The sequence below is a fragment of the Lysinibacillus sp. FSL W8-0992 genome (assembly GCF_038008685.1).
Classification (GTDB): Bacteria; Bacillota; Bacilli; order Bacillales_A; family Planococcaceae; genus Lysinibacillus.
In genome coordinates, this window is sequence record NZ_JBBOZQ010000001.1 from 4,381,259 (window position 1) to 4,394,832 (window position 13,574).

At 35.9% G+C, this 13,574-nt stretch carries 10 protein-coding genes; 2 read left to right on the plus strand and 8 right to left on the minus strand.

Annotated features, from left to right (window positions below; all coding sequences use genetic code 11):
- The first annotated feature begins 1 nt into the window (after window position 1).
- The gene (rnjA, locus tag NSQ74_RS21860; RefSeq protein WP_340826085.1) at window positions 2-1,669 is read left to right on the plus strand and encodes a ribonuclease J1; all 1,668 of its coding nucleotides are present in this window, start codon (window positions 2-4) and stop codon (window positions 1,667-1,669) included.
- Window positions 1,670-2,044: 375 nt separating this feature from the next.
- Here the strand turns inward: rnjA and NSQ74_RS21865 are convergent, their stop codons facing one another.
- Entirely contained in the window at window positions 2,045-2,878 is an 834-nt protein-coding gene (locus NSQ74_RS21865) for a TetR/AcrR family transcriptional regulator (RefSeq protein ID WP_340826087.1), read from the minus strand.
- 99 nt (window positions 2,879-2,977) lie between these two features.
- Between NSQ74_RS21865 and NSQ74_RS21870 the strand changes: the two genes are divergently transcribed.
- Window positions 2,978-6,067, plus strand: a complete 3,090-nt coding sequence (locus NSQ74_RS21870) for an efflux RND transporter permease subunit (RefSeq protein ID WP_340826090.1) — start codon at window positions 2,978-2,980, stop codon at window positions 6,065-6,067.
- A gap of 94 nt (window positions 6,068-6,161) precedes the next feature.
- On the opposite strand, the gene NSQ74_RS21875 is transcribed toward NSQ74_RS21870, so the two are convergent.
- The 7 genes from NSQ74_RS21875 to NSQ74_RS21905 form a co-directional block, all read right to left on the minus strand.
- On the minus strand, window positions 6,162-6,983 hold the full coding sequence (locus NSQ74_RS21875) for an alpha/beta fold hydrolase (protein WP_340826092.1): 822 nt from the start codon (window positions 6,981-6,983) through the stop codon (window positions 6,162-6,164).
- A 9-nt stretch (window positions 6,984-6,992) separates the two neighbouring features.
- Window positions 6,993-7,622 carry a GNAT family N-acetyltransferase gene (locus tag NSQ74_RS21880; protein ID WP_340826093.1) on the minus strand — a complete coding sequence of 210 codons (630 nt, stop codon included), beginning with the start codon at window positions 7,620-7,622 and terminating at the stop codon, window positions 6,993-6,995.
- 58 nt (window positions 7,623-7,680) lie between these two features.
- Window positions 7,681-8,247: a GNAT family N-acetyltransferase gene (locus tag NSQ74_RS21885; RefSeq protein ID WP_340826095.1), complete on the minus strand. Its 567-nt coding sequence runs from the start codon at window positions 8,245-8,247 to the stop codon at window positions 7,681-7,683.
- Window positions 8,248-8,429: 182 nt separating this feature from the next.
- Window positions 8,430-10,952 (minus strand): bifunctional lysylphosphatidylglycerol flippase/synthetase MprF, encoded by a 2,523-nt coding sequence (gene mprF, locus NSQ74_RS21890; RefSeq protein WP_340826097.1) that lies wholly within the window; start codon window positions 10,950-10,952, stop codon window positions 8,430-8,432.
- Between the two features lie 166 nt (window positions 10,953-11,118).
- Complete coding sequence (locus NSQ74_RS21895; protein WP_024362220.1) at window positions 11,119-11,781, minus strand: potassium channel family protein; 663 nt, start codon at window positions 11,779-11,781, stop codon at window positions 11,119-11,121.
- 280 nt (window positions 11,782-12,061) lie between these two features.
- On the minus strand, window positions 12,062-12,514 hold the full coding sequence (locus tag NSQ74_RS21900; RefSeq protein ID WP_340826099.1) for a TlpA family protein disulfide reductase: 453 nt from the start codon (window positions 12,512-12,514) through the stop codon (window positions 12,062-12,064).
- Between the two features lie 234 nt (window positions 12,515-12,748).
- Entirely contained in the window at window positions 12,749-13,291 is a 543-nt protein-coding gene (locus tag NSQ74_RS21905) for a peroxiredoxin (protein ID WP_340826101.1), read from the minus strand.
- Window positions 13,292-13,574: the final 283 nt, after the last annotated feature.

Genomic DNA, 13,574 nt, shown 5'->3' on the forward strand with positions numbered 1-13,574 from the left:
CATGAAGTTTGTTAAAAATGACCAAGCAGCTGTTTTCGCGCTCGGCGGACTGGGCGAAATCGGCAAAAACACTTACGGCGTTCAATTTCAAGATGAAATCATCTTAATTGACGCCGGAATAAAATTTCCAGAAGACGATTTACTCGGAATTGACTATGTTATTCCTGATTACACGTATTTAGTACGAAACGTCGATAAAATTAAAGGGTTATTTATTACGCACGGACACGAAGACCATATTGGTGGTATCCCTTATTTACTACGTCAAGTGAATGTTCCTGTTTATGGTGGTAAGCTTGCACTTGGCTTATTGCGCAACAAACTTGAAGAACATGGTTTACTACGTACAACTAAACTAATCGAAATTAAAGAAGATGATGTTATTAAATTTAGAAAAACATCTGTAAGCTTCTTTAGAACAACGCATAGTATTCCAGATGCTTATGGTATCGTCGTAAAAACACCTCCTGGCAATATCGTGCATACAGGTGACTTTAAATTCGACTTTACGCCAGTAGGCGAGCCAGCAAACTTAACAAAAATGGCTGAAATAGGTCGTGACGGCGTGCTGTGCTTACTATCTGATAGTACGAATGCTGAAAAACCAAATTTCACGATGTCTGAACGTACAGTTGGGAAAAGTATTGACGAAATCTTCCGCAAGGTTGATAGTCGTATTATTTTTGCAACGTTCGCATCAAATATTCACCGCTTACAGCAAGCAACAGATGCTGCCATTAAATACGGACGAAAAATCGCTGTATTTGGTCGATCTATGGATAATGCCATTACAATCGGCCGTGAACTTGGCTACATCAACGCACCAAAAGATACATTCATTGATGCCCAAAGCATTAACCGTTTACCTGCCAACGAAGTGATGATTTTATGTACAGGCTCGCAAGGTGAACCAATGGCAGCACTATCTCGTATTGCCAATGGTACACACCGTCAAATTCAAATCCAGCCTGGCGACACTGTTATCTTCTCGTCTTCACCTGTACCAGGTAATACGGTTAGCGTAAATAAAATCATTAATTTACTTTTCCGTGCTGGCGCTGAAGTAATTCACGGTGCATTAAATAATATCCATACATCAGGTCACGGATCGCAAGAAGAACAAAAGCTAATGCTACGACTAATGAAGCCAAAATTCTTTATGCCTATCCACGGTGAATTCCGTATGTTAAAAATGCATACGCATTTAGCAGAAGATTGTGATGTTCCACTTGAAAATACTTTCGTTATGGAAAATGGTGATGTCCTGGCATTAAGTGCAAATGAAGCACATGTTGCAGGTCGCATCCCTTCTGGTGATGTCTATATTGATGGTAACGGTATTGGAGATATTGGCAATATTGTACTACGCGATCGCCGTATACTTTCTGAAGAAGGTTTAGTAATAGTTGTAGTGAGCGTAGATATGGAAAACCAAAAAATTGTTTCAGGTCCTGATATTATTTCACGTGGCTTCGTCTATATGCGTGAATCAGGTACAATGATTAATGAAGCACAAAAAATGCTGAACCGTCATCTTAACGAAACAATTCAAAGCAAAACGCCGCAATGGACTGAGCTTAAAAATGAAATTACTGATGTTTTAGGACCTTACTTATTTGAGAAAACTAAACGTCGTCCGATGATTTTACCGATTATTATGGAAGTATAATCTTTTAAATTAAGAAGCTACGCATTATTTGCGTAGCTTTTTTTATGTATATACATTCTATTTTATTTGCATAAAATTATAGAGTTTGAAAGACTAAGCTCCCCACTTTAATTTTGTAAGATGTAGTACCTCCTTAAATTTAGAATACACAAATTCACCAGCAATATTTTTTACGTGACTTAGCTTTTTTCGTTTCAGTTTAAATTTGATTTAATAAATTTCTAAAATATTGAAACCTCCTATAACAAATTACGTATATAGTAATAACAACACGATTCCTTTCCCCCTTTCGAAATGAAACATCCTTTTGAATACAATTTCAAAAAAATAGAATCGTCCACTATAACTTACTTGTGAACAATTCTATTTCAATGTTTAAAATTGGAAATATTTCTCTAATACATATGCGATCCATTGACACCCTGGCTGTAGGCGGATGTTTTCAATTAGTCCTTTTATAATCGGTTTACTGTATGTTTGGTGCTCTACTTGATTTTTTAACAGCTCCAATGATTCACGTTCAATAGATGGCTCTATGTTCTGGATGTTTTGTTCGATTAACTGCAAAAGCGATTGTTGTGTAACTTCCTCTGCACAAGGTCTTGCTACAATTTGAGCGAGTTCCTCGGTAATAAAAGGGATTGTCGTATGACGTGCAATAATATCTGTCTTTTCCGCTAATGATTTTGCCAATTGATCTAAATCAAGCGGCAAATTTGAGAACATAAACAGCTCGGCATAGCCTTTCACAAATCCTTTTACGCAATACATCACATCATATTTTGTCTCTTGCAGCTCTTCTCGATAAAGTTGTTCAAGCATTTGGACGATAAACTTCGACATATCCGCTTCATAGGCACTCACTTTATAAAACAGCTCTTTTTTTGTAAGAAATACCTTTTCATTAAAGAACACACGTGAAGAAGCTGAATGTTTTTTAAACGTTTGAAAAATACCTTTATAAAAATCTACCAACACGACATCTTTTTTGTTCGTGCTTCTGACTACTTGGTCAATATCAGCTATAAATTGCTGTAGGTAGTAGTCAACCATTGAAAAAAGAAGTTCATCTTTTGTTTTAAAAGACAAATAAAATGCCCCTTTAGAAATCCCACAGCGCTCTGTAATTTGCTGTACAGATGTTGCTTCAAAGCCTTGTTCAGAAAACAGCTCTAATGCTTTCTCCATAATCAGTTGCTTTTTTGACATATTTTCAAATCTCTCCTAATGCATTTCATTGACAAATGACCGATTAGTCATTATTATAAATAATTGAATCTAGTAAGTCAATAAAGGGTAGGTGTGAAGGTGAAAGGTTTAGTTAATTTTGTATTGAAGAACAAATTGGCAGTGTGGTTATTAACAATTATCATCACTGTCTCAGGTATTTATTCAGGTACAAGAATGAAAATGGAATCAATCCCTGATATATCGATTCCATATTTAATTGTAATGGGCGTTTATCCAGGTGCAACGCCTGAACAAGTCATGAATGAACTTTCCATTCCATTTGAAAAATCAATCGAAAGTTTAGAGGATGTTAAGGCAGTTTATTCTACTTCTTCATCCAACATTGCACAAGTTCAAGTTGAATATGACTACGGCATCGATATGGATGAGAAAAAACGCCAGTTAGAATCAGCTTTAGATAATGTGAAACTCCCTGAGGGTGCACAAGAACCTACAATTATGGCAATAAGTATGAACATGATGCCTGTTGTCGCATTATCAGTAAGTAGTTCTAAGGAAGATATAGTTGAACTAACATCAACAGTAGAAGATTTATTACTTCCTAAAATCGAAAAAATTGACGGTGTTGCTTCTGCAACAATTACTGGTCAACATATTGAACAAGTTTCGTTTAAATATGACGAAGAAAAAATGGCTGCTCTCGGCTTAACAGAGGATACCGTCAAGCAAATGATCCAAGCAAGTGATATGTCATTATCGCTTGGTTTATATCAATTTACTGTTGGAGAACAAGCAGTTTCCGTAGATGGTAAAGTTAAATCTGTTGATGAATTAAAAGATTTATTAATACCAGTCACACCTTCAGCAACACAACCTTCTCCTTTCGTTCGTTTAGGTGATATTGCAACGATTGAAGTTGAAGGTAAAGTACAATCTGTTTCACGCACAAATGGTAAAGATGCCATTGCGATTCAAATTGTAAAAGGTCAAGATGCAAATACTGTAACTGTCGTAAATGCTGTAAAAGACCTTATTAAAGATGAAGAAAAAAGAATTGACGGCTTAAAAGTGGATATCTCACTTGACCAAGGTGCTCCAATTGAAGATTCAGTCTTCACAATGATTGAAAAAGCAGTATTCGGTGGCGCAATAGCTGTTTTAATTATTTTACTATTCTTACGCGATTTCAAATCAACAATTATTTCAATAATTTCTATTCCAGTATCTGTTTTCATGGCTTTACTATTATTGAACTGGATGGATATTACGTTAAATATTATGACACTTGGTGCAATCACCGTTGCCATTGGGCGCGTTATTGATGACTCCATTGTCGTAGTAGAAAATATTTATCGACGCATCCATTTGAAACAAGAAAAATTAACGGGTCGCGCACTTATTCGTGAAGCGACAATTGAAATGTTTAAACCTATCCTGTCTTCTACATTAGTTACAGTTGCGGTATTTGCCCCACTTATGTTTGTAGGCGGTATGGTCGGTGAATTATTCATGCCATTCGCATTAACAATGACATTTGCTTTAGGCGCGTCATTATTAGTAGCGATTACAATTGTACCAGCATTATCTCATTTCTTATTCCGTAAAAAAATCTATGGAGAGAAAAAGGAAAGCCAACATCAAGAAGTTGGTAAACTAGCTACTTGGTACAGAGGTGTATTAGAAAAAGCGTTAAATCATAAAATTATCACTTCTACGATTGCGATTTTAATGCTTGTTGGCTCACTTGCCCTAACACCATTAATCGGCTTTAGTTTCATGGGATCTCAAGAGGAAAAGGTAATGTATTTAACATATACACCTGGTACTGGTGAGTTAAATGATGAAACAGAAGCAAATGTTGCAACAGTCGAAAAAGAATTAATGAAACGTAAAGATATTGATATTTTACAAGTTTCTATAACAGATGCTACAAACGCAGATCCTGCAACAATGATGATGGGTGGCGGAGCTGGTGGTGCATTAATGTACCTAATCTTTGATCCTGAAATGGAAGACTTCCCTGCAGCTCGTGAAGAAGTGGAAAACTATGTATTTAACATTGACCAATCAGGTGAATGGAAAAGCCAAAACTTCACATCAATGTCTATGTCTTCAAATGAAGTTAGCTACACATTATACAGTGAAAACTTAGATAATCTTCGTAGCGCTGTAAAAGACGTTGAAGGTACATTAAATGATGTTAAGGGCTTAGAGGATGTTAAATCTGATTATGAAGACCCTTATGTAGAGCATGTTTTAAAAGTAGAGCAAAAAAATGTTTTACAATACGGTTTAACGACTGCTCAAATCGTTATGGCTTTAAATTCTACGGCTTCACAAGAAGTGTTAACAACAGTTGAACGTGACGGTGAAGATATTAACGTCATTGTCCAACGCGATGCAAAGAAAGCAGCCTTATCAATCGATGATATTTTAAAAACAGAAATTAAAACAGCTTTAGGCACAACGATGACAATCGGTGAATTAGTAGATGTTGAAGAAGGCACAACGCTTAATTCATTATCACGCTCAAAAGGTGAATACTTCGCAACAGTATCTGCCACAATTATTGGTGATGATATTTCAAAAGCAACTTCTGCAGCTGATAAAAAAATCGATAAGTTAGACTTACCTAAAGGTGTGACAACAGGCGTATCCGGTGTAGCAGCAGATATGCAAGAAACATTCACACAACTTGGAATTGCTATGTTAGCAGCAATTGCCATCGTTTACTTTATTCTTGTCGTAACGTTTGGTGAAGGTTTAGCGCCATTTGCTATCCTCTTCTCATTACCGTTTGCGGTAATCGGTGCATTTGTTGGCTTATATGTAACGAATCAAACGATTTCTGTTTCAGTTATGATGGGTCTATTGATGCTAATAGGTATTGTTGTAACGAATGCCATCGTACTTGTCGACCGCATTATCCATATGGAACGAGATGGACTGGGTATGCGTGAAGCAATTTTAGAAGCAGGTGCAACGCGTCTACGTCCAATTTTAATGACTGCAATTGCAACGATTGGCGCGATGATTCCAATGGCACTTGGTAATGGTGGTAGCGGATTAATTTCGAAAGACCTTGCAATTACAGTAATCGGTGGTTTATTATCTTCAACATTATTAACATTAGTAGTCGTACCAATTGTGTATGAAATGCTATCAAAAATGTTAAAGAAAAACCGTAAAGATATGGAAGAAAATTAATTAATAGTCGCAATGCTAAAAGGGCACCCCATAATGGAGTGCCCTTTTTTTATCGTCTTCGTAACCTTTGATTTCTGATCTAGAAGCTCCCTTTTCACGTAGAGGCTTTAAGGTCCATTTGGGGGTTACGCCCCGAAAGTACCGTATTACGAATCCATCCAGCAACCTCTTGTGGATTCGTTAGTGGTAAAAAATGAAATCCATTAGGAACTTTTATTATTTTTGCCGTTGGTTGTCTTTCGTGAAAATTAGTTAATTTCCTATGTAACAATTCGTCTTGTTGATGATCTGCTAACAGTAATAAAACTGGCAAAGGAGTTTCCGTTTCTATGCAATAATCGTGCTGGTCAACTGCTTTCGCCAAATAATTTATAGCTTCTTCCTTACTATGGTGACGGTAGATATTTTCCTCTTTCACAAAATTCCCAATAAAATATTCGTACAAATATTGCCGATGTTCAGCTGTTGCTATGCCCATGCTCTTTATTTCTTCATTTATCGCCTCTTGTAAATCTTCGTAGCTTTCAATAATAGGCAATTTTATCTCCATTTCATCATCAAGATGATATTGTCCATGAAAATAATGGCCACCGTCTAATAATGTTAACGACTTTACTGAATTACGATAGTTTGTATAAAAATTTTGAATGATCCAGGCGCCTATTGAATTTCCTACAAAATGAGCTTTTGTAATTTTTAACGCATCCATCGTTTCTTTAATGTTCTTAGTATATGTTTTAAACGAAAAATCATTGTCTAGCAGCCCATTATGCCCAGGTAAATCAATTGCTACAATATGCACTTCTGGCAATGCTTTGGCCAATGCAGCATACATTTCTTTCCGTTCCCCAAGAGCTGGAATCGCAATAATAACCTCGTTATGCTGATTGGCATTGTATTGTATATAATTTCTCATTGGCTACCCCTATTCTTTTTCTATCGTTTTCAATAACTGAAAGACGGCTTGCTCATGACCAAACCTTTCTAAAACCTTTACTTTTTGCATACCTAACTTTTCTAGTACACGACAGGAGGCAACATTTGCGGTTTGCGTTTCCGCTACTATTTTTGATAAATTTAGGCTGAAAAATCCATAATGGATGATGGCTAATAATACTTCAAATGCATAACCCTTGCCCCAATATTGTGGTAGAAATTGATAGCTCAGCTCATATGTCGTTTTTTCATGATATTCATCAATCGACACTAAACCAATAAACTCATTTTTGTTTTTTAATGAAATATAAAAATATGAATTAGGCAAAGGTGCTTGTAGCATTCTGTCAAAGGAAGAATAGATGTAGCTTTTTTCCGGTACCCCTCCTAAAAAAGCTCTCACATCCTCATTACAATACAATGAATAAATATCTTCAACATGGTTTGGCTTTATAGACTGGATGATACAATTTTCCGTAATTAACATAACATGCCTCGCTATTTTAATTTTCTTTATTATGACAAAGCTATAATAGGAAATCAAACACAATTTTACATTAATTTGTTTTAATCCTCTCAAAGAAAATAAAAGGCCTGCGTCCGATACAATATCGAACACAGGCTAAAACCTTTTTTCAAAATTACTAAGTCTATCTTATTTCCTAATGACTAGCTTGTTATTTAGTTGTTGAAAGCTCCTTTAAGCATTCTTTTCTAGCTTCCCACTCTTCTCTTAACATGCCCATACGTATGGAATCATAATAGACACCCTCATACAAACGCACTTTGCGAATTTTCGCTTCCAATTGCATCCCTAATTTCTCTCCGACGCGAATCATCCGTTTATTTCCTGACCATGTCGTAAATCCAACGCGAACAAGTGGCATCGTAGAAAATAAGTGATCAATCCAAAGTGTCATTGCTCTAGTGCCAAGTCCTTTGCCCCAATTATGAGACTCATGAAAAACAATACCCATTTCTAACCACTTAGAAGGCTCATGCTCCCAATAATATGAGATTACGCCACAAATAACGCCATCAACCTCAATTGCCCAAAAGTTTTTTTGATTAATAAATTGCTGTGACATTAACATAAAATCATGCAATGGTTTAGCTTGATGCGGGAAATAGGGAGCATCCCATTTTTTCCATTCTGGTTGCTCGTCTTTATAAATAAGCTCCCATATGCGCTCTAAATCAGACTCAATGATAGGACGAATGTTTAATTCTTGATCTGTGTACATAAGCAGCCTCTTTTCAATTTTCATTTCTTTTTTTAATTGCTTGAAAAGTGGCATATCCTCTCTATGCTACTTCTCAATCACATTCCGTATCTGTTTCATATTCATCATTCCTTCCATTGTAATTAGGAAAATTATAGCACATTACCATTTATAGTATGTCTTACTTGCAATTTAAAATTCACTTATTTTCTTTTTCGACCGATTAATAGCGTTACTTGTGCCATTGTAAATGGTAATGAAGATTTTTTGCGATATGCCACATACTTAGGTTCCCAAAAATCAGCATATTTTAATTTAAAATTTCTTAATCCTTTGAAATGATAGAAGAAATGTCCATGTAAAAATATTTGTGCTGCAATTTTTTCACTTAAGAAAGAATATCTCGATTGCCCAACATTTGATAGTGGCGACATCCCCATATTGAACACTCGATAACCTTGTTTTTTCGCCCATTCAAACAGCGATAAAAAAATGAAATCCATCGTTCCAGACGGTGCACCTGGCTTGAAACGCATGAGATCGACTGAAATTCTTTCGTCATTGTCATACATTGGCATAATGCTAGCAAAGCCTATCACACCTTCTGCGCCTCTTAAAACAGCAATGTTTGACTTACTCAAATAGTTTTCATCGAAAAAGCCAAGAGAAAATCCCTTTTCAGCTCTTCCTTGTAGCCATTTACTTGATACCTCTTCCAATTCATTCATGAGTTCCTGTGAATATGGCGGGCTTAATAATGCAACCGCATAGTTCTCTCGTTCAAACTTATTTTTTACCGCCCTACTACTCTTCATTTCTTTACCAGTAAACGTAAATTTATCTAAATCAACAAATGCTTCCTCACCAAGTTTAAAAAAGCTATAGCCATGCTCATGTAAAGAAGGGAAAATATTGTTGTTTATCTCATAAAAAACAGGTGTATATCCATGTTTATCTGCCAATTCCAAAAACTCTTGAATAGCTGATAAAAAATCACTTTCTTGCCCTACTGGATCTCCTAACACAACAATTTTATCTGCAAATATTTGATACGCAAATAACACTGTATTCTTTTCATTCCAATATATGAATTTGTCATGTAAAAATATTAAATGAGAAAACTCAGTCCCTTTATATTCCATTAAGTGGTTTTTAATTTTATCTTCGTGCTCTCTTGATAGAAGCTTTTCCATTTTTTTCGTTCCGCGCGTAAAATAGCCAAAGTAAAAAATGACACACGCAATGAGGATACCAATAATTGCACTAAAAAATAAATCCCGATAGTCGGTAAGGATGTAATATTGTAACGCTGCTGGAATATGAATTTTTGCAGTAGGTAAGTTGACATATCCAATTAATAAATACATTGCAGTAATAAAAAGAACGGCAGCAAGGTCAAATAGGATGACGCCCCATGTGAGGACATAACTTTCTCGATAAAATTGTTTTTTCGATGCCATGAGCAACACTGCGACAATTAGTAAAAAGATCGCTTCTTCATAATCAAAGCCTTTAATGATCGAGAATATAGCCGAGCTACTAAGCACGATGATTGCAAGTTGATAAGCTTTTTTCACTTTATATTTAATTCCCCTACACAATCCTAAAAGGATAAAGGCTGCTGCCACAGTCAATTGATGGGAGATATTCATAATTGGTGATGATAAAAACTCCTGAGCTATTTTTAGCCGACTTAAAACGCCAGGCACCGATGCCGATAGCAATAACACAATGCCTGAGATAAATACTAAAATCGTTAACAACATATGACTAATTTTTTGAAAAATAACATTTGGTAAGTCATCCCAAGATCGATTCCAGCGTTCCCAATAGTCTTTAATAAATAATAGTACGGATACTAAAAATGGTAATACGAAGTAGCCAACACGGTACAAAATTAATAAAAAAAGTACTTTTTCTTCACCGATTCCAACACTTTGCGTCCCCCATAAAAATACGAGGTCGAATGAGCCAACCCCTCCAGGTATCATACTAATTATGCCAGCACATGAGGCAATTAAAAATATCGGTATAAGGGTCGATAACTCAATAGGTATATGCAAGATTAACGTTAGCAGCCAAATAACGAAAAAAACTGCAAGCCATTCTGCTACTGAAGTAATTATTAATTGAAGAGATACTTTTATTGATAAAGAACTACCTTTTTTATAGCGAATAAGGTGCATCCCAATAAAGGCTGGAACATATAAGCTGACAAGAATTACGGCAATTGAAAGCCACCGAGTTTCTTTTAGTAACGGGAAGTCCCAAAAGAATACATACATTAGCCAGGCTAACAAAGAGATTCCTGTTAAATAAAAAAGAGTAACGGAGGCAATGTTCTTCAACAAGCCTTCTCGATCCTCTTTATATTTTGAATAAAAATAATTTCGTAGAAAAACGCCTACTAAACCACCAAAGCCAATGAGGTTAGAAAATGTATTGACGATAAATGAATTGTTCAGCAAAGTGCGCTTGTTCATTTTTATTCCTAGTAGTTTAGCTAAAATGACATCGTAAAAAATCATCGGAGTAATCGCACAAAATGCGATGAAAAAAATCAATAACAGTTCCCATATTTGTAATTGACTAACTTCATTCCGAAGTAAATTAACATCTACGCCTCTTAGCGATTGCTGAATTTCATAAATAGCTATCGCTAACAGTATGACTGGAAATAAAATTTTCAGAAACCGCATTAATGGTTCTTTCCTTATTTTGAACATGTGCTAAACCTACTCCCCAAGCTTTCTTAAAAGTTTAAAATTCGAACAAACTTCTTAATACCCTTTTAGGGATTGTGCATATTAAATATAACTGCCGTTGATTTCGGATGCAGGCGGATGTTTTCGCACAGCACAATGTGAAATTGTTTGAGTGCCTGGCACCCATTTATTCTTTCATCGCTTTTTTCACAAAACGATTTATATCTACATCTGCACCTATAAGAAGCATAATATCCCCAAGTAAGATTTTGTCACTCGCTTGTGGGGATACAATAATATCCGATCCTCGCTTTATCCCTACAATGTTAATGCCATATTTTGCTCGAATATCTAAATCCATAATCGAGTAGCCTGCAATGGCATCATTTGCTTTTAGCTCCATGATTGAGTGTTCATCTGAAAGCTCTAAATAATCGAGTACCGTATTAGACAGCATATTATTGGCAATACGAATACCCATATCACGCTCAGGATGCACAACAAAGTCTGCCCCAATTTTTCTTAACACTTTTTCATGATAGTCATTTTGAGCCTTTACTGTAATTTGCTGAACACCTATTTCTTTTAAAATAATTGTCGTTAAAATACTAGCCTGAATATCTTCGCCTATCGCGACAATAACATGTTCAAAATTACGAATGCCTAGTGAATTTAATACCGATTCATCTGTTGAATCTGCAATAACGGCCTGAGTAGCAATCGCAGCAAATTCATCCACCCGTTCAGATGAATGATCTATCGCCATAACTTGCGCTCCTTGACTCATTAGTTCACGAACAATGCTTCCCCCAAAACGTCCAAGTCCAATGACAGCAAATTCTTTTTTCATCATTAAAAATCCCTCCGAAAACTACAATTACTTTATTTTAACTTATATTTACTCATATGTATCGTCAAAACAGGATACGATTCCCCATTTTATATATTCTATCTATAACTTTCGACATTCTATCATACAACTACTAATTATTTACGCCTCAGCTTAACTTTTTTTGAACTTGCTCGAAAAGCCCTCTTACCATTCGCCAGTTCCTACATACTAGAAGGTCTGTTACAGCAAGATAAAAAAAGACGAGGATTTGAACATCCTCGTCTTTCAAATATTAAAATTATGCGTTACGCATTTCATCAAGAACTCGATTTACACGCTTTTCTAGCATCTTCATGCCACTTCCACCAGCTTGCATATGACGAAGCTGACCATCTTTATCGAAAACAAAGTACGCTGGAACGTATTGATTTTCAAATGCATCTGTTAGCTTCATTTCACTATCAACAAAAATTGGTTGCGTAATATCATGCTCTGCCGCAACAGCTTTAATTGTCTCTAAATCAGTATCTGCTTCAGAACGAGGCATATGCACTGCGATAACATTTAGTTCATCTTTATATTGATCACGGAAATTATTCACATCTGGCATTGCTTCTTTACATAAATGACAGCTAACTGACCAGAAGTGGATTAATGTTGGTTTTTCGCCAACTAGCTCTGCTTTTGTTACTTCACCATTTAACCACGTTGTTGCGCCTACAAGTTCAGGCATTTGTTCACGAAGTTTCATAAAAAAATCCTCCCTAGAAAAAAATATCCCCACAAGCGTATCGTGGGGACCCATTATTTATTTTATGCATCAATCACGTCTTGGCGTAATTGCGTCCAGATTTTTTTCGAGCACGCTCGAAAATCACCTCATAAAATCTGTGACATCCGCTTCATTCAGTTGGGGTGAACCCCCACTGAATTAGCTAACATTCATCCCGTACTTATATAGGTAGTGGACTTTTGCTAAATCAAATTAAAGTGTTGCTTGACCTGGGCGCCAGTTTGCTGGGCAAAGACCACCAGTTTGTAAAGCTTGTAGTACACGTAAAGTTTCATCTACATCACGGCCAATGTTATTATCAAATACTGTTTGATATTTTAGTTCGCCTTCTGGATTAATAATAAATAAGCCACGTAGTGCGATACCTTCTTCTTCAATTAAAACACCATATTCTTTCGAAATAGCATGGTTAGTATCTGCTGCTAATGGATATTTTAAATCGCCAAGCCCGTTTTGAGTGCGATCTGTGTTAATCCAAGCTAAGTGTGTGTGGATTGTATCAGTTGATACACCGATTACTTCTGCATCTAAGTCTTCAAACTCGTCATAACGATCGCTCATTGCAGTAATTTCTGTTGGACATACAAAAGTGAAGTCCATTGGGTAGAAGAATAATACAGTCCATTTGTCTTGTGCTTTAATTTCTTCTAAAGATACATTACCAAAAGATTTGTCTGCAAGTACTGCTTCCATTGTGAAATCTGGGGCTTGTTTACCTACCATGCGTTCTGCCATTATAAATCCCTCCGAATAATATGTAGTTTTATATTCTATTCGCACATGCGAACCGTCTTCTACGATAGCAAAGAAAGCACAGTTTTTCAACGAAGTTCACTTCGCCACGCTAATCGTCGCATATGCATTGACAAATATTTGTCAAATACCCAAAAAATAATCATGTCTACACATTAGTTATTTGCTAATTTCCGCAAATTTATTCTGGAAAAATCCAAAAATATGCACGAAAATTTATATGCATTTTTTCTATAAATTTCTTGTACTTTTTTTCATCTAAAAC